General features: G+C 44.3%; 10 protein-coding genes. 7 read left to right on the plus strand and 3 right to left on the minus strand.

What is annotated here, in order from left to right:
• Positions 1-4: 4 nt before the first annotated feature.
• The 3 genes from CGC64_RS02425 to CGC64_RS02435 are packed head-to-tail and all read left to right on the plus strand — an operon-like array spanning position 5 to position 4,012.
• Complete coding sequence (locus CGC64_RS02425; RefSeq protein ID WP_005675275.1) at positions 5-1,045, plus strand: nucleoside hydrolase; 1,041 nt, start codon at positions 5-7, stop codon at positions 1,043-1,045.
• Between the two features lie 10 nt (positions 1,046-1,055).
• Positions 1,056-2,060, plus strand: a complete 1,005-nt coding sequence (locus CGC64_RS02430; protein ID WP_005675274.1) for a GRP family sugar transporter — start codon at positions 1,056-1,058, stop codon at positions 2,058-2,060.
• A 2-nt stretch (positions 2,061-2,062) separates the two neighbouring features.
• Positions 2,063-4,012, plus strand: coding sequence for a glycoside hydrolase family 97 protein (locus tag CGC64_RS02435; protein WP_005675273.1), 1,950 nt, complete (start codon positions 2,063-2,065; stop codon positions 4,010-4,012).
• A 76-nt stretch (positions 4,013-4,088) separates the two neighbouring features.
• Here CGC64_RS02435 and CGC64_RS02440 read toward each other — a convergent pair whose 3' ends face one another.
• From CGC64_RS02440 to ahpC, 3 genes are all read right to left on the minus strand, one after another.
• Positions 4,089-5,915, minus strand: coding sequence for an endonuclease/exonuclease/phosphatase family protein (locus tag CGC64_RS02440; RefSeq protein WP_005675270.1), 1,827 nt, complete (start codon positions 5,913-5,915; stop codon positions 4,089-4,091).
• Positions 5,916-6,022: 107 nt separating this feature from the next.
• Entirely contained in the window at positions 6,023-7,573 is a 1,551-nt protein-coding gene (gene ahpF / locus CGC64_RS02445; RefSeq protein WP_005675269.1) for an alkyl hydroperoxide reductase subunit F, read from the minus strand.
• A gap of 88 nt (positions 7,574-7,661) precedes the next feature.
• Positions 7,662-8,228, minus strand: coding sequence for an alkyl hydroperoxide reductase subunit C (gene ahpC / locus CGC64_RS02450; RefSeq protein ID WP_005675267.1), 567 nt, complete (start codon positions 8,226-8,228; stop codon positions 7,662-7,664).
• Between the two features lie 853 nt (positions 8,229-9,081).
• Between ahpC and CGC64_RS02455 the strand changes: the two genes are divergently transcribed.
• Genes CGC64_RS02455 through CGC64_RS02470 form a run of 4 tightly spaced genes read left to right on the plus strand, consistent with a single transcriptional unit; the run spans position 9,082 to position 19,248 of the window.
• A complete protein-coding gene (locus CGC64_RS02455) occupies positions 9,082-12,153 on the plus strand; it encodes a SusC/RagA family TonB-linked outer membrane protein (RefSeq protein WP_005675266.1) in 3,072 nt (1,023 codons plus the stop codon).
• Positions 12,154-12,171: 18 nt separating this feature from the next.
• Positions 12,172-13,965, plus strand: coding sequence for a RagB/SusD family nutrient uptake outer membrane protein (locus CGC64_RS02460; protein ID WP_005675265.1), 1,794 nt, complete (start codon positions 12,172-12,174; stop codon positions 13,963-13,965).
• 30 nt (positions 13,966-13,995) lie between these two features.
• Positions 13,996-15,099, plus strand: coding sequence for a DUF5017 domain-containing protein (locus tag CGC64_RS02465; protein ID WP_005675264.1), 1,104 nt, complete (start codon positions 13,996-13,998; stop codon positions 15,097-15,099).
• 18 nt (positions 15,100-15,117) lie between these two features.
• Positions 15,118-19,248, plus strand: a complete 4,131-nt coding sequence (locus CGC64_RS02470) for a hybrid sensor histidine kinase/response regulator transcription factor (RefSeq protein WP_005675263.1) — start codon at positions 15,118-15,120, stop codon at positions 19,246-19,248.
• Positions 19,249-19,250: the final 2 nt, after the last annotated feature.

The raw sequence follows: 19,250 nt of genomic DNA on the forward strand, positions 1-19,250 counted from the left end.
TAACATGAAAATATATAAATATATCACATCTGTTGCACTCCTTTCGTTCTGCTTCTTGAGCGCCTGTAACAAGCCTACAGAAACGAAGATTCCTGTTCCCGTGATATTCGACACGGATGTCGGCAATGACATTGACGACGTGCTGGCTATGCAAATGCTATTCAACTATGAGAAAGCCGGAACAATAGATCTGCTAGGTATCACAATCAGCAAGTCCAACCCTTATTCAATTGAATATATTGACGGATATTGCCGCCTCAACGAGAGGGGAGACATTCCATTGGGATATGCATACAACGGAGCTACTCCCGAAGACGGAGGTTATCTCCGCCAGACTTTGGATACCATTATTGAAGGCAATAAGATACTGTATCCTCAAAGAAGCATAAAAGACAATCTGCCGGAAGGATATAAGTTATTACGGAAATTACTGGCTTCACAACCAGATAATTCCGTGGTATTTATTGCCGTAGGACCGGAAACGAACCTTTCACGCCTGCTATGCTCAGAAGCCGACGAATACAGTCCTTTGGACGGCAAATCACTCGTTGCCCAAAAAGTGAAGCTGTTGTCCGTAATGGGAGGACTCTATGGGAACGAGTTCGATTTCCCCGAATGGAATCTAGTACAGGATATAAATGCCGCACAAACCGTATTCAGCGAATGGCCCACTCCGGTCATTGCAAGCGGCTGGGAACTAGGCAACAAATTGTTGTATCCGCATCAGAGTATCTTGAATGATTTCCCGAACGCTTACAAACATCCTCTTTGTGTATCTTACCAGATATATGACAAAATGCCATACGACAGGCAAACTTGGGATTTGACTTCTGTCATACAGGCCATAGAGCCGGAGAAGGATTATTTTGAACTGTCAACAAAAGGAACGATTACAATAGACAGTGCAGGACACAGTCTATTTAATGCGTCAGACAAAGGACAACATCAATATCTTATGATTCAAGGAAATGAGAATATTCAGAGAACATTAGGTGCCATTGTCCGCCAGGTGACAGGGAAAGAAGAAAAGAATATAAACCAATAAAGAAAGAGTCATGTTTATAGTCAATAGTTATACACTAGCCATTATCTTTTGCTTCATAACCATGATATGTTGGGGGTCCTGGGGTAACACCCAGAAACTGGCCAGCAAGAACTGGCGTTATGAGCTTTATTACTGGGATTATACAATCGGTATCTTATTATTTGCCTTACTTCTCGTTTTCACACTCGGAAGTTTCGGAGATTCGGGGAGAGGTTTTCTGGAAGATATCCGGCAAGTAGATACCAGATACATAGTCAGTGCCTTGATCGGAGGAATTATTTTCAATGCTTCCAACATCTTACTTTCAGCTTCGGTCTCCATAGCCGGAATGGCGGTTGCTTTTCCGTTGGGCGTAGGACTTGCCTTGGTCCTAGGTGTGTTCATCAACTATTTCAGCACTCCTAAAGGAGATCCGTTCTGGTTGTTTACTGGAGTAATCTTGATTGTTATCGCTATCATCTGCAATGGAATAGCGGCAGGCAGACAACAAAAAAAGGGAAATAATAATAGCAAGAAAGGGATTATTCTTGCGGCTATTGCCGGCATACTTATGTCTTTCTTCTACCGTTTTGTGGCTGCTGCCATGGACCTTAACAATTTTGACTCTCCGACTCCGGGCATGGCTACTCCATACACCGCTTTCTTTATATTCTCAATCGGTATCTTCCTGAGCAACTTCCTATTCAATACAGTTGTTATGAAACGCCCGTTTGTAGGAACTCCTGTAAGCTATAAAGAATATTTTGCAGGAAAAGCAAGCACACATCTGGTAGGTATCCTCGGAGGATGTATATGGGGATTGGGAACTGCTTTAAGCTATATAGCCGCAGGAAAAGCGGGAGCTGCCATCTCCTACGCTCTCGGTCAGGGAGCACCTATGATTGCCGCCTTATGGGGTGTATTTATCTGGAAAGAGTTCACCGGTAGTTCCAAATCAACCGACAGACTTTTAGGAATCATGTTTATTCTGTTCATCACAGGATTATCATTCATCGTTTTATCCGGAGGAAACTAATTATGAAAATGAACCATATTCTTTTCCTACTAACAGCAGCCTTCTGTTTCCCTTCGATAACAGTTGCTAAAATAATTGAGGCCGGTTCGCCGGACAAGAAAAATGTGATAACTATCGAGACTGACAATCAGGTCAGTTACAGCTTATCCCGGAATGGAACAAAGATTCTTGATACTTGCCCGCTCTCACTTACAGTCGGAAACGACACTTGGGGAACAGACAAATGTAGAAAGATAACTCGTAAAAGCGTTTCGGAAAAAGTGGAATTTATTGTACCGCGTAAATATAAAGAGACAGTGGATAATTATAACCAGGTTGAGCTTATTTACAAAGACTATAAAATCGAATTCAGAATCTATAATGACGGAGTGGCCTATCGTTTCGTAAGTACTGCAAACAATAAACAGCCTGTAAAGAAAGAGTCGGTATCTTTCCGCTTCGGACAGGATCACACCTCGTACACTCTTTTAACCGACCAGCTACAAAACTGGTTTGAGCAGGATTATACGGTAAAGCCGATCAATGCATTACCCAAAGACAGTTTCTCCGTAGCTCCTGTAATGGTTGAAGTAGACAAATACAAAGTATTATTAGCTGAAGCCAATCTCTATAATTATCCGGGAATGTACTTACAACCCGCCCAAGAATCCTTCCATGGCATTTTTGCCAATTATCCGGATAAGGAAGTGCCATACGAAGGGGATAATAAAATCTATGCCTCCACACGCAAAGATTATCTTATTCCCACCTGCGGGAAACGGGTCTTTCCATGGCGGGTAATCGGTACCTTCGACAATGCTTCTTCCATATTACAAAGCGAGCTTATATATTTACTCTCCGAGGAGAAAGAACAAGCCGCCGACTATACATGGGTTAAACCCGGTAAAGTATTATGGGACTGGTGGAATGACCGTAATATCTATCATATAAATTTCAAAAGTGGCATTAATACCGATACATATCTCTATCTGGTAGACTATGCAGCCAAACATCACATCGAATATGTCCTGATCGACGAAGGCTGGTCGGCACGTAACGATCTGTTAACCCTCAATCCCGATGTTGACATTCCGCGTATCTGTGAATATGCAACAAAAAAAGGAGTAGGTATCCAGTTATGGTCGAAATGGGTAAACATCATGCGACAAATGGATGAGGCTTTTGCACAATTCAGCAAATGGGGAGTGAAGGGAGTCAAAATAGACTTTATGGACCGTAATGATGCCAAAATGGTTAACTTCTACGAACAAGTAGCTATTAAAGCCACTCAATACAAATTATTAGTAGACTTTCACGGTTCTTACCCCAACGAGGGCATGAGACGCAAATACCCGAATCTGATGACACGCGAAGGAGTAATAGGACTGGAGTATAACAAATGGAGCAAAAGAGCCACGGTTACACATGATGTAATCATCCCTTATCTGCGTATGTGGGTAGGCCCAATGGACTATACTCCCGGAGCTATGCTTAACGCACATCCGGAAACATTCTATGAAAATCAACATGAACCGATGAGTCAGGGCACACGTAGCCACCAGTTAGCCATGTATGTAGTCTACGAAAGCCCGTTGCAAATGATTTCGGACAGTCCTACTAAATATGACGAGAATCTCCGGAGTTTTGAATTTATCAAAAGTATTCCTACAACCTGGGATGAGACAGTCCCTTTGGAGGGAGAAGTGGGCGAATATATCGCTCTTGCACGCCGGCATGACGATACATGGTATATCGGAGTAATCAACGGAGCTACCCCACGGCATATTGAGATTGATTTATCATTCATAGGAAATGGACCGAAGAAAATAAAAGCACATATAGATGGAGTAAATGCCGGCCAACAGGCGAAAGACTCCCAAATAATAGAACAAGTTATCAAGGAGAACGAAAAACTGCCCATAGATATGAGCAGAGGAGGAGGATATACAGGTATTATTCATATAAAGAAGTAACATTTTACGGTTACTCAACAAAGCAGGCTGCCTCTTTATATCGAGACAGCCTGCCTTTATTTTATTCCCAATCGTTTCAGACGGTAATATCCAGTAAAATCTTTCCTTTTGCGTTCAGAACTTTCACTCTCAGTTCGTCTTTTTTCTTTTCCAGAATCATCACCGTAGTGCCATCCATTTTATACCCGCCACCGATAATAACCGGATAATTGTTGCCCAGCTCACCTTTCGGATGATAAGCATATTTATGAGTATGTGCATTCAGACTGATGTTGAAAGGTGCTTTCTCCAATAGTTTGGTCCACAGATTTGCACAAAGGTTCTTTCCGTCATTTCCATAAAGAGGAATATGATGAATAAGGACACGTTTCCCGGCTTTCTTGAATTCTTTGGAAGACAACTCCTTTTTCAGGAAATCAACTTGTTCATTACGTAACTGGGTAAAATCATTCAAACCGTAATACACCCAATGGTCATCCGGTTTGTCTTCCCCACAGTCCAGCATAACGATACGGGTATCCCCCCAATTGAAAGAGCCGTAAGTCCTGTCCCCTACGTAGTCGTAGTGGTCGCGCAAACCGATAGAATAGGCATTGCGGATTTCATGGTTGCCACGCATAAAGAAAGTCGGTATACGGTCGCCACACACTCCTTCTGTCAGTTCACTGATAAAACTGGTTGCTTGATTATGGTCCACCGGGTCGTCTACACAGTCACCATTGAAGACAACGAAGTCATAATTGACATTCTTGATTTGCTGACACAAAGCTCGGAAGGTTTGCGTATGCTGATGCAGGTCATTAAAGACAACGGCAGTAAAAGAGTCTGTATCCGTTGCCGGAAGTGTAAACTCACTGAAGGCCGACTGCGCCGTATTGCCGAACACCTTTTTATACGCCTGATAAAGCAGAATTTCTTGTGAGCATACACGGTAATAATATTTCTGACCGGGTTGCAGGCCGTCTATACGTATTTTGTGCAAGTAGTTATTGCAAACCACCTGTCCATCGACAATCGTACGTGCACGTTTCAGTTGGGTAGTGTCCGTTCCATATTCCACCCAGCAATAAGCAGGAACGGTGGTTTCCCACATCACTGTAATACCGTTGCCTACCGGATTCTGCAAGTAAGGTTTCATGCGGAATATCTTATCCGCCTTTTCGGCAGTACGGAGTTCCACCAATATAGGACGATGATCGGAAGCCATCGGTTCATTTATGACTTTTGCAGATATCACAGCAAATCCTTTCGCATTCTGCTTTAGCGTAGCAATGTAATCTATCGTCTCTTTAGGATCAGGCGCAGGGAATGTATGCTGTTTCGGATTAGAGAGTATCTGAAAATCCTTTTGCAGTTCTTTGATAAAGCCGGATTCCGGTTCGGCATTCATGTCACCGGCCAGAAAGAGAGGCTTGGTAGAGGAGGAAGTGAAAGCTTTCACCAGCTCTAATGATTTCATACGGTCTTCTTCGGTCAGCGACATGTGAGTGCAGCAATAGATATAATCGGTAAATTCCGCCAGAATCAATGTACGCGCTTCTTCCCTTCCCGGCAAAGGTAAGGTCTGCAAACGAAGCGGGACTTGTTTCGTCAACAGTCCGATCCCATATTTTCCTCCGTCATAGTCTATTGCAGGTGCAAAATAACCATGCATTTGAGTACGGTCGGCAATTTCGCCCAACACATACTTCTGCCCGCTTCGGTTTGTCATGCTGTCAACTTCCTGTATAGCCACCACATCCGGGGATGCATTGTTTATAACATTCGCTATACGCTGGAAATTACATACATTATCCATACCGTTTGCATTCTTGATATTGTAGCTCATCAGTTTCAACGTATTCTGAGCTTGTGCCGAAAAAGTAAATAGAGCGGCAAAGATGAATAAAAGATTCTTTTTCATGTTTCTCATTGGGGGTTAATTAAATGAGCCTCAAAGGTAATAAAAAAATAAAAGCTACAAAGGCATGAACGATACCTTTGTAGCTTTTATTTTTAGTTCCGGTTCTATCAAATAACGCCGCGTACTCTGTCATCAAAGGCGGAAAGTGCAGCTTTCGCCCCTTCTCCCATAGAGATAATGATTTGCTTATAAGGTACGGTGGAAACATCTCCGGCTGCATAGATTCCGGTCACGTTGGTGCGACAATGTGCGTCAATCACAATTTCACCCGGACGATTTGTTTCCACCACTTCGCGGAATGCGCTACTATTGGCAGAAAGGCCGATTTGTACAAACACTCCGTCAAGTTCCACCAGACGTTCTTCTTCCGTTTTGCGGTCTTTGATACGCAAAGCAGTCAGTTTGTCACCGTTTCCTACCACCTCGGTAGTTTGTGAGCAGACAAATACTTCTACGTTCGGCAATGATTTAAGGCGTTCCTGAAGTACATTATCCGCTTTCAGTTCATCCATAAATTCAAAGACTGTTACTTTAGAACAAATACCTGCCAAGTCGATAGCCGCCTCGATTCCGGAATTTCCTCCGCCAACTACCGCTACGTGCTTTCCTTTGTAGAACGGGCCGTCACAGTGAGGACAGAAAGCAACACCGCGACCGATATACTCCGCTTCTCCCGGAACGTTCAGCCTACGCCAGCTTGCACCGGTCGCAATAATCAATGCAGGAGCCAGAAACTTTTCACCGACAGAAGTCGTTACCAGTTTCTGCTTTCCCAGTATTTCCACTTTCTCTATCTTACGATGTTCCAACAGATCCACCGGATAACGCAACAAGTGAGTTTTCAGGTTATCTGCCAGTTCGCTGCCCGTTGTTTCAGGAACAGAGATTAGGTTTTCGATGCCGACAGTCTCTTTCACTTGTCCGCCGACACGTTCGGCTACAATAGCTACACGCAATCCTTTACGGGCAGAATAGATAGCAGCCGACACTCCCGCAGGGCCTCCACCGGCAACAATCACATCATATTCTTTCACCTCAGCCACCGCTTTGGTTTCATCAATTCCATATTGTTCTTCCAATTTTGCAAGCAGTTCGCCGAATTCGCCACGGCCTACATGGAGCAATTTGCCGTCAGCAAACACGGAAGGCACTCCCTGTATCTTCAATGCATCTACTTCGTCCTGGTAGAGCGCACCATCCACCATTTCATGCGTAATGGAAGAATTGAGTGTTGTCATCGCATTCAAAGCCTGTACAACATCAGGGCAGTTCGTACAAGTCAGCGAAACGTAGGTAACCAGATGTATCGGGCCTTTCAGTGCTTTCACCCGATTGCAGACAGCCTCATCGGGGAAGTTCTTCCCTTTGCCGTCCAAATTCAGTATAGCCAACAATAGCGAAGTAAACTCGTGCCCGTTGGGGATTCCCCGGAAAGTGATTCCAGTACGGTCACCGTTCTTCAATAAAGCAAATTTCAGTCCGCTTCCTTCATTCACTACACAAGTGATGTGGTCGGAGCAGTCTGCTACGTCTCCCAGCAGTTCAACCAGTTCAGTTCTGTTTTCATGACTGGATGATACCGATATATCAAAAGTAAAATTCGCCTCCAGTCCGGCAAAAATACCCTTCAGTTGTTCTTTTAATGCAGATTCTAACATATACCTTTTTCTCCTTCTATTTTTTGAAAAGAAAGGCCGGCAGCGTCTCCCGTTACCGGCCCTTCATAATCATCATTATCAAGATCTATCAAATCTTACCTACCAGGTCGATGCTCGGTTTCAGGGTAGATTCACCCTTCTTCCACTTGGCCGGACAAACTTCTCCGTCGTGAGTCGCTACAAACTGAGCAGCTTCCACCTTACGAAGCAATTCGCTCGCATCACGGCCAATATTGTTATCATTCAATTCCACCACTTTAATCTTTCCTTCCGGATTGACAACGAATGTACCACGGTATGCCATACCTTCTTCTTCGATATATACTCCGAGTGCACGGCACAGAGCACCTGTCGGGTCTGCCAACATCGGATATTGAATCTTGCGGATACTTTCAGAAGCATCATGCCAAGCTTTATGTACGAAGTGCGAGTCAGTACTTACCGAGTAGATTTCTACGCCCATTGCTTTGAACTGGTCGTACTTTTCAGCCATATCCACCAATTCAGTAGGACATACGAAAGTAAAGTCGGCAGGATAGAAGAACAGAATCGCCCATTTACCTTTCAGGTCATTGTTGGTTACAGTCTTGAAAGCTCCGTTTTGAAAAGCCTGAACACTGAATTCAGGAAGCTGAGAATTTAAAATTGGTTCCATAATCTTTATTGCTTTTATTGTTATTAATTGATTTGACTTATAACATCAGAAACTTCGTTTTGTTTCTTGTTTCTGATGCAAAGATAAAGGCGGAAGACCCGCCTTTGCAAAAAAAGTCCAATCGAATAATTCTATGCGGTGATAGATGAAACCGATAAGTCTGCGAAATGTCCTATTTTTAAGATTCTCATCACAACCGGGACTGTCAGATTCTCACTAAGAGCAGAAATCGCGTATAAAATAACGCATATACATACAATATCCGGTCTTTTTATGCATATAAACGAGCCAAATATGCAAGAAACAACCGTTTCCCGAGTTGTTTCCCGGTGCGACACGAAGTGTTTCCCGGTGTGAAACAAACCGGACACGATAAAGAAGGATTTTAAACACCTATTTGAAGCACTATTTACCCTAGTTGGCATAAGAACAAGAAGCAACTGATATTATCATTTTCAAACAGGATCATTAATATTTCCTTCCCTACACCCCACTAACCAGCAAAAGAGCGACACATTAACAGGGAATAGCCCAATATGACAACATTCGCGAATTCACTAATACTAAATCCTTCGAGTTTTTTCCTTCAGACCTACGCCGGGCCGCAAATTTCAGAAAATAGAATGATTGAATATACAATCCTTCATATCTGGTCTTTTTCCTAACTATTTATAAATTAGCAGTCCTCTCCCCTAATTTTAAGGCGTACGGAGATAATTTTAAAAAGAAGTTTGTAAATTGGTCAAGAGAAAAGTACTATAAGTCAAAGCCCGAATATTATAAATCGCTTTATTTGCATCACCATTTAAGTCTATTTGTATTCATTCTTATTATAAACTTTAATATCTGCACTATGAAGAGAAAGGTACTATTAAGCACATTGTTCCTAATGCTCCACATGACGGTAGTATTAGCACAGCAAGTAACTATTTCAGGGCAAGTGTTGGATGAGAAGAGCGAACCTCTGATCGGTGCTACGGTAAATATCGAAGGCACTACCAACGCCGTAATTACAGATTTAGAAGGAAAGTTCACTCTAAAAGCACTTCCTTCCGAGAAGATTGTCATCAGTTATCTGGGATATAAACCCAAGACAGTGGCTATCGGGAAAAACCGCAAGTTTAATATAACGCTGGATCCGTCAGTAACAGAAATGGACGAGATAGTAGTCGTAGGTTACGGTAGCCAGAGAAAAAGCGACATTGCAACCGCTGTTGCGTCAGTTAATATAAAAGATATTGCCAAAAGCAGTTCGGCGCAAACCCTGCAAGCACTGCAAGGCAAAATCAGCGGTGTGCAGATTATCCCGACAGACGGTTCGTTATCGAGCGGAATGACCTTCAGAATCAGAGGTGTCAACTCTATCACAGGCGGAACCCAGCCGCTGTTTGTCATCGACGGTGTCCCCATGCCTACTCAACAAATTACTAATGAAGATACCGAAACGGTGAATAATCCATTGTTAGGACTGAACCCGAACGACATCGAATCCATGGAGATTCTGAAAGACGCAGCGGCGGCAGCCATTTATGGCGCCAAAGGAGCCAACGGCGTTGTCATCATCACCACCAAACGGGGAGCAGCCTCTACCAAACCTAAATTCTCGTTCAGCCTGACAGGAGGTTTGGATATGAATCCCAATATTCCGCTGGAAGTATTATCTCCGGAAGAGTACGCAAAGAAAATGCTTGATTACGGAACATACGATAGTCCGAACCTCATCAATTTCTGGCAAAACGTGATTGACAACAAAGGTTGGAACGACCCGTCCGTACACAATTGGATGGATGAAATTACCCGGACAGCGAGAAAATACGAAGCAAACGCAAGTATATCCGGAGGAACCAAAGGAACAACCTATATGCTTTCACTCGGATATCTGAATAATACGGGAATTATCAAACGGTCTGCATTCGACCGTTTCACCTCACGCCTGAACTTGAATCAGGAGGTCAATTCCAAAATCAATATCGGTATTAATCTGTCTTATTCTACCTCTAAAGACAAGAATCCGGTCAGCGACTGGTCACAGTCGGGAGTCATTCTCAATGCCTTGCAGATTTCTCCTTTCCTCTTTTATCCGGGACTGGCGGATATCATGAATTACAGTAACGTGAACATTATGAGCCCCCTGGTAGCAGTCGATCAGGTCAATATCAACAATCAGTATAGTGAACTCAATGGTAATATCTACTTCAACTATAAGATATTGAAAGACCTCACGTTCAGTACCAGCGCCTCTTATCGCCAGTATTCCATGGATCAGGACAAGCTCTGGGGTTCGGATACCTGGTACGGGCAATCGGAAAGGGGACGCATGGAAATCAGTAACCGGGAAGAAAACAGTTGGGTATATGAAGCACGGCTGCAATATGCGAAAAGCATAAAGAAGCATTCCTTCTCACTAATGGGAGCTTTTGAGGCCAGCAAATGGTCGATGAAAGATATCTACAACAAATCAACAAACTTCGAAGACATGGCTGTCGGTATATGGGGAATAGACAAGGGGCTGGTCACTTACGCTCCCAAATACACGTATGACAGCAATCAAATGGTATCGTATATCAGTAGGGGAACCTATACTTTCGACAATAAATATGTATTAAATGCCTCTTTGCGTGTCGACGGCTCTTCCAAGTTCGGAGCCAATAACAAATACGGCTATTTCCCTGCTGTCAGTGTCGCATGGCGCGCTTCCGAAGAAGAATTCATCAAGAAGTTTGATTTCATATCCAACCTGAGGGTACGCACCAGCTTCGGTATGACGGGTAATAATCAGATTCCCTCTTATCAATCTTTATCCCAGTTGGAAAACAATAAGGTGGTAATGAACGGAAGCACGGTGGAAATCGGGCGTTATCCTTCCAACGTAACGAATGACGACCTGAAATGGGAAAGCCAGAAACAGTACAACATCGGATTTGATTTCGGCGTATTGGATAACCGTTTCTCTATTACGGCAGACTTTTACTACAAAAGGATTGACGATATGTTACTGCAAGTAAACATTCCTTCTACTTCCGGCTATACCAAAGCCTGGAAAAATGCAGGTTCAATGGAGAACAAGGGTATGGAGTTCGCCATTAACGCGAACTGGTTTAAAGGCGCTTTCAATTGGTCGACGGACTTCAATATCTCCTTCTACAAGAACAAAATCCTGTCACTGGACAAGGGACAATACCAGCAATTCTACGACAGAGGAATTAATGCCAAAATTACCAGTGACGTCCTGCTCAGAGTAGGAATGCCGGTAGGTATCTACTACGGCTATATCAGCGACGGAACTTACAACAATGATACCGAAGTCATCAACGGATACCCCGGCCCTAACCTCGGATTGGGACAACTCAAAGTTGTCGATGTCAATAAAGACGGTGTAATCGACTCGAACGACCGTACACCGATTGCGGATGTCAACCCCAAACATACAGGAGGAATCGGAAATACATTCTCTTATAAAGGTTTCGACTTGTACGCCTTCTTCCGCTGGTCATACGGCAACGACGTAGTAAACGGCAACGCCTACTATCTCGTAGGAACGACTAGTATCAACAACGTCCTGAAGAGTGTCTACAAAGATGTATGGTCTGCCAACACCCCCACTAATAATTATCCTTTGTACGGCCGAGGAACCTGGGGAGAAAGCGTACTTAGAAGTGACCTGGTAGAAGACGGTTCATTCTTACGTCTGCAAACCCTGACTCTGGGCTATACCTTCCCCGCCAAGTTAACCGGCAAAATGGGCCTCTCCAAAATGCGCATAGCACTGACCGGAACGAACTTATGGCTCTGGACCCGTTACTCCGGCTTCGACCCCGAGGCAAATACCGGTTACGGAACAGTAGCCCGTCTGGCTCCCGGACTCGACATGAGCCCGTACCCGAGACCACGCTCCTTCTCGCTTTCAATCGAACTAGGGTTTTAATCATAAAAGAACAAGTACATGAATAAGTTTAACATATTAATTGCAATGCTTGTATGCCTGAACATTTGTGGCTGCTCCGATTTTCTGGAAGAAGACCCCAAAGGCAAACTGACAACTGACAATTTCTACAACAGTGAATCCGATGCGCGGCAAGCCATTAATGGTGTTTACCGCAGATTATCCGATTCGTGGGTGACGGGATACAATATAAAGCAAATCCCCAACGACTTGCTGAAACGCGCAAGCTGGGACGAAGCAAGCGGACTAAGTAACTTCACATACGGTTCTGAGAACACATATATCGCCGGTATGTGGCAAAATCACTATGCAGTGATAAAAGACTGCAATTCTGTGATAGACAACGTGACTGCCAACAAAGAGAAAATCAACAACTGGGAAAGATATGTCGGACAGGCACATGGCATCCGTGCTTTCCTGTATTTCGACCTTGTCAGGTGGTTTGGTGATGTGCCGCTGGTATTGACCGATACCAAATCTCTTGACGGACTGGAGGTGACACGCACTCCGCAGAAAGAAGTATTCCGGCAAATCATAGAGGATTTCGAATACTGTATCAGTCACACAATGGACAAGGGCGACACTTCAAAAGGCTATCAATACGGCAGATTGACCAAAGACGCCTGCCATGGTTTCCTGGCTAAAGTATATTTATGGCTGGGTAGCGTAGCGCAACGGGACGGAAAAGAAATACTAGGCAATGCAGCCGACAATTTCGAGAAGTCACTCGAACATTCAAGTGCTGTTATTCAAGGCGGACGTTACAAACTGGTGGACTATTATCCGGATGTATTCAATGCCAAGACCCGGGACAAGGCACCGGATGAAGTTTTGTGGTGTGTTCAGGGGTTGACAGGTGACGACACGGGAACATGGACAGGCATGATGTTCGGTATCAGAGGCAACCAGAACCTCGGAGGTTCGTGGGATAACATCTCAAGTTCGGACTACCACCGCATGATGTATGAACCGAGCGACTCTATCCGCCGTTTATGGAACTGCCCGCGAATGACCATACAAGATGACGGAACGTTATGGGGCTGGGACTACAAGATGTATTGGGACACAAGGGGCGACCAGAAGCTGAGCGAGGCCACGGAAAACAATAACTGGCTTCAATGGAGTATCGGCAAATTCAGACGATATCCGTTGGCAGACCCTTCATCATACAATTACACCAACTTCGGTATGGATGAACCTCTGCTCCGCTATGCGGACGTGTTACTGATGTACGCGGAAGCATACAACGAAGTCAACCATGCTCCCGGCGACTACCGACCTTCTTCAGGAATGGACATGAGCGGAATCTCCATACAGTCTGCTTACGACGCTGTCAACCTTGTGCGCAAACGTTCGCGAATCGCCAACGAAGGCATTATGCACCAGGATGTACTGCCCCGTAAATTAATTACCGACTATGCTACCGAAGTAGACGAATGTGTACCCGACTGGAAACCCGGAGCATACGGTTATATCTACGACGGAGTGAGAACTGCCTGGGAGTATAACAGATACGGCGATGATTATACAGCCTTCAGAACTGAAATACTTAACGAACGGGCACGCGAACTAGTAGCCGAGTCGACCGACAGGTGGTGCGACCTCGTCCGCCGCGGTATCCTGGTAAAGCAGATGCAGGCATGGCGGCAATATAACCCGTTCATCAGTAATACGGAACGGGAAATCACAACTCCCGGAGCTCCGGAGAATATCCAATCCCGCAATATGTTATTGCCCGTGCCTTTGAGTGAAATAGATGTGAACAAGAACCTGACTCAGAACCCGGGATATTAATCTTTTGTGTCAACTTAAAACGATAAGAGAATGAAAACAACCTATACTAAATTCATACTTCTGCTCGCAGCAACTACATTTATTGCGTGCAATGAAGAGAAAGCCCCCAGCTTACATATCTCCGCCAGCGCAGACAAGACAGAGGTAAAGGTAGGAGAACCCGTTACATTCAGTATCCGGCATAATGCAATGGCCGTATCCATTTACACCGGAGACGACGGGCACGACTACAAGAGCAGTGCCTACTATCTGCTGCAAGGAAAAACCAACGATGATTTACAAAACAACAATTATCGCCCTATCGATCCGGAAATTACACCGTATAATTGTAACTTTGCCGATACACCCGCCGGTTCCACTTCCATTACGGACAATCTCGCAGAAGTTGTGAACGCAGGCAGTGGTGATAACCTGATAGGTTCGGAAGCCGAAATCGAGTATGACGAGTCCATTCAGCAGAATGTACTGAAAATCACATCCGTTCATCCCGAATGGTGGTATCAGGCACTCCGCCTGCATACGGACGCCAAACTGGGAACAAACAAAAAGCTGAATTTACGGATGAGATTCGACAAAGACATCCTGGAAGATGTCAGTTCGGGAGAGCAGCGTCCGGACATCACAACCTTTCAGGTAGTCATCCGCCTCGGCGGCATTGGAGTCGGCGAAACGGAGGTTATATTCAGAGATGAAACCGTCTGGGACATATACTGGAATCCCAATACCGCGTTTACGGACTACTCCGTTGACTTGTCGAGTGTTATAGACGCCTGGCAGGGAGCTACGGGAAAAACGATGGGTACATTGTCATACATACAGATCTTATTTACCCCTAGTAATAATGCCGGATATTTAGGCGATTACTACATAGCTTCCGCAAGTTATGGTGATATAGACTATATTCCGTTCTCCACAGGCCAGTCTCTGAACATCAATGACAACTCCGGAATATTAAAATATCAATATACGTATACGCAACCGGGTAATTATCAGGTAGTCGTAATAGGCACCAATACAAGTATGAAAAACTATTCGGATAGCGGGTATAAAGACAATGTAGGAAACAATATTCATGCAAGTGAATATGATTACAACACTCAGTTCTCTACCATTGACATAACCGTTCGTCCATAACACAGACGTTTTTTGCTTATGAGATATTATAAACAAATCATTCTGTCACTTATCGTTCTTTCCTGTGCATTCATAACCGGCAATGCACAGGAAGAACTCCTGTTCCGTCATCTGACCAGAAACGAGGGACTGCTACACGATAACGTGACCTGTATCGTACAAGACTCCTTAGGATATATGTGGTTCGGAAGCCATAGAGGGCTTAATCGGTACGACGGATATTCCATTGATTCCTACAAGTACGAAAACGGTATTATAAATTCAGTCTATTATAACAGGGTTTATAGTATTCAGATAGTAGGTCGCTATATCTGGCTGGCTACGGAAGCCGGACTGGCTTGTTTTGATATCAGAACCAAGCAATTTGTCAGTTACCGGACAGAGGCTCAACCCGATCCCGCCTTTTATTCCAAAGTCAGGGTGCTCAAGCAGGGCATTGGTAATCAGTTATGGCTCATATCGGATAACCAAATCAGATTGGTAAAGATTGAATCTTCCGGAAAAGATAACGGGGAACCGGTCATTTCTGCCAGAAAGATAGGAGACACTTACAATTATATTTCCGACGAGTTGAACCCGAAGGTGGCAACAGACAGCCTGGGGAATGCCTGGATTTCGGGAAAAAGGTATCTGTCCGCCTACAAGGTTGACGCTGAGGGAGAATTGAAGTTTTCTGGCAATATCAATAATAACATAGGATCGGGAGTCAGGGATATTTGTTATGATAACGGAGATTTATGGATCATCTATCAGGAACATCTGGCTAAATATAAAATCGAAAACGACGGCAGTTATACACTTGCCAAGCAGGTCATGTTCCATACTCCGGGTGGGGTACTGTCCTTATGTGTTGACCCCGAATATGTATGGATAGGAGCAAACGAAGGACTTTTCCAAGTATGGAAAAGCAATGAGTCCACCTCTGTCATGGAACATAAGCACTCACCGTCCAATCCCTATTCGGTAGGAAGTGACATCAACAATATCTTCCTCGACAGGGACAATAATCTATGGGTATCCGCCTGGACCGCAGGCGTGTCTTATGCCAATACAAGGGCCCGTTTTTTCAAGACTGTCAGATACAGTCCTTTCAGAACGTCCGATACAAGTATCGGTTCCGAGTTTATCAGTTCCGTACATTACAGCAAGGATGGCCATGTATATATGGGAAGCAAGTTTGGCGGATTGAGCAGTTTCGATATCAGAACTAAAGAGGTGATATGGGATTATTGTCACCTTCCCCAGTTATTTCCGAGTATCACAAGTATACAGTCGGATAGCAGGAATATCTATGCAGCTGTCAGAGATAATATCGTCATTATCAATAAAAAGACAAGAGAAGTTACCCACTCACTGCGGACAATCAACGGCGGTTATATTTTCTGGCTGGATTTCGACAAGTTCAACCGTTTGTGGGTCACGACATATGCCGGACTGGAGTGTTTCGAAGAGAGCAACGGTCTATGGAAAAACACGATGACCTATACCAGCCGGACTCCCGCTCCTTGTAATCTGTCCACCGACTTGCTTCACAACATATATAGCGATACAACTAAAAATGAACTCATTATCACATCGGCAATGGGTATCAACCGTGTCATATTCGATAATGAAGGCAAGGTAGTCCGTATCGTCAAATATCTGGCGAGAGAGAACGACGAGAACAGTTTAAGCAGTAACTACATCTGGCCTATCGACAAGGGAAGCGACTCTACTTACTGGATAGGCACCATGGGCAACGGGCTTAATAAAGTGACACTGATAGACAGGCCCAACGGGATTTACGACTACTCAGCCAAAAGTTACGGGATAGAAGCCGGAGCGACGTCCAACGACATAGAGAGTATCGAAGTCGACAAGTTCGGGCGTGTATGGTGCGGAGGCTTTAATCTGAACTACTTCGACGACGGGATAAAACGCTTCAATGTATTCGACACAAACGATGGCTTACAAAGTTATGTGTTCGGTACTTCCTCTTCCGCCAAGGATGACGAAGGAAACTTATACTTCGGAGGAGCCCACGGCCTGAACTACTTCACTCCTATTGCCGAAACTCCGCATAACACCTCATATCGTGTTTACTTTACCGGTTGCCATATCAACGGAAAACCTGTAGACTCGGACATCGAATTTTCCAACAGTCTTGAACTCAAGTATCCTGATAATAATTTCTCCGTCAACTTCACCTCATTATCTTACAGTAACCAGCACCACATACGCTACCGCTACAAACTGGAAGGATATGATAATGAATGGCGATATATAGAAGCAGGCAAGGAACCAGCCGTAGCTTATCAGAAAATTCCGTTCGGTTCGCATACCTTACTGGTGGAAGCAGGCGACTGGCAAACATGGAGTAATGAACAATATGCATTGCAGATTTACTCCCAACCCCCTTTCTGGATGACTTGGTGGGCTTATACCCTATATATTCTCGCCATTCTGGGACTGTTCTACGTAGGTTTCCGTTACTTCATCAAGTGGACTCAGATGAAGAATACGATTTCCATGCAGAAAGAACAGGAACGACAGAAAGAGGAAATGATGCAAATGAAAATGAGATTCTTCACGGATGTTTCTCATGAGTTCCGGACCCCGCTGACCTTGATAAGCCACGCTATCAATGAGATTGCTGAAGACGAGGACATTTGCACAAACAAATATGTAAATATCATAAAACATAATACAGGCAAACTGTCGAACATGGTCAACGAACTGCTTGATTTTCACCGGGTAGAAGTGAAGTCCGCCCAACTCAGGACGACCTATACTTCTATTCCTGAATACGTGAGCGATATTTACGAAGAATTCAAAGGCTGGGCGGAAGCCTCCGACATCCATGTGAACTTACAAATTGACAATCCGGAGATCGGGATGTGGATAGACCCGGAGCATTTCGGTAAAATACTGTCGAATATTCTTTCCAACAGTATACGCTATTCTCATGCCGGCAGCGAAATCAACATTCAGGTTGCTAAAGGATACGTGAATGACATTGTTCCCCGCTATAAGGATTCTTTCTGGAATACCAAAGATATGATTCCCGGCGAACAGGCGATAATAAGAGTGAGCGATACAGGGATTGGCATGGAGAAAGCCGTACTGCCTACCATTTTCAAACGTTTTCATCAGGTGCAAAATAATACAGGTAAACAGCATACCGGTTCGGGCATCGGGTTATCTCTGGTCAAATCCCTTATCGAACTCCACCACGGCGGAATTATCATCAGCAGCAAGCCGGATGCAGGAACCGAAGTTATCATAGCCCTGCCGATATCGGACACCTATCTGGCCAAAGAGGAAAAGATAGAAGAAAGTACTTTCGTACTAAAAGACTATTTATCAAACTATGCAGTAGAGTACGAACCATTGGAGATAGAAGAAACCACAGCTATTTATATGGAAGGCAAACCTACGATTCTGCTGGTGGATGACAACCACGAAATACTTATGATATTAAGGGAGTATTTCGTAAAAGACTATAATATCATCATGGCTATTGATGGACAGGAAGCCTTGGACAAATGTAACCGCAGCCTTCCGGACATTATCATTTCAGACGTAATGATGCCCAGAATGAACGGTATAGAACTGTGTGCAACTCTAAAGAAGAACTTACAGACTTGTTTTATTCCTATCATTCTGCTTACTGCAAAATCGCAGGTTGAGGACCAGATTGAAGGGATTGAAATGGGAGCGGATGCGTACATCCCCAAACCCTTCAACCCCAGACTTCTCAAAGCAAACGTCCGCAATCTTCTCAATAAAAGTCATCAGATGCGGAATCTGCCTACCGCCAACAACGTCCGGCAGGAGATTCAGGACAAGAAACAAAGAGAAGTGTTCGACAAACTAGTAGAGTTGGTTAATGCCAATCTAACCGACCAGCAATTCTCCGTCGACCACCTCTGCCTCGAACTTGGAATGAACAGGACCAAACTGTATAGCTTTATCAAGTCGACAACCGGAATGTCTTTGGGAAATTACATCCGTAAGATTCGGTTGGACAAGGCAGCCGAATTGTTAAGAACCACCGATATGTCAATCAGTGAAGTCGGTTATGCCGTCGGAATCGAAAGTCCGTCTTATTTCACGAGAACATTTAAAGAACAATTCGGCAGTTCACCCTCCGAATTTATCAAGCATTAGTC

The sequence above is a fragment of the Bacteroides caccae genome (genome assembly GCF_002222615.2).
Lineage (GTDB): Bacteria > Bacteroidota > Bacteroidia > Bacteroidales > Bacteroidaceae > Bacteroides > Bacteroides caccae.

Excerpts from the sequence above, each read along its gene's own strand:
- CGC64_RS02470 (WP_005675263.1), top strand. The coding sequence starts at position 15,118 with ATGAGATATTATAAACAAATCATTCTGTCACTTATCGTTCTTTCCTGT.
- CGC64_RS02460 (WP_005675265.1), top strand. The coding sequence starts at position 12,172 with ATGAATAAGTTTAACATATTAATTGCAATGCTTGTATGCCTGAACATT.
- CGC64_RS02435 (WP_005675273.1), top strand. The coding sequence starts at position 2,063 with ATGAAAATGAACCATATTCTTTTCCTACTAACAGCAGCCTTCTGTTTC.
- ahpF (WP_005675269.1), bottom strand. The coding sequence starts at position 7,573 with ATGTTAGAATCTGCATTAAAAGAACAACTGAAGGGTATTTTTGCCGGA.
- CGC64_RS02430 (WP_005675274.1), top strand. The coding sequence starts at position 1,056 with ATGTTTATAGTCAATAGTTATACACTAGCCATTATCTTTTGCTTCATA.
- ahpC (WP_005675267.1), bottom strand. The coding sequence starts at position 8,228 with ATGGAACCAATTTTAAATTCTCAGCTTCCTGAATTCAGTGTTCAGGCT.
- CGC64_RS02440 (WP_005675270.1), bottom strand. The coding sequence starts at position 5,915 with ATGAAAAAGAATCTTTTATTCATCTTTGCCGCTCTATTTACTTTTTCG.
- CGC64_RS02465 (WP_005675264.1), top strand. The coding sequence starts at position 13,996 with ATGAAAACAACCTATACTAAATTCATACTTCTGCTCGCAGCAACTACA.
- CGC64_RS02455 (WP_005675266.1), top strand. The coding sequence starts at position 9,082 with ATGAAGAGAAAGGTACTATTAAGCACATTGTTCCTAATGCTCCACATG.
- CGC64_RS02425 (WP_005675275.1), top strand. The coding sequence starts at position 5 with ATGAAAATATATAAATATATCACATCTGTTGCACTCCTTTCGTTCTGC.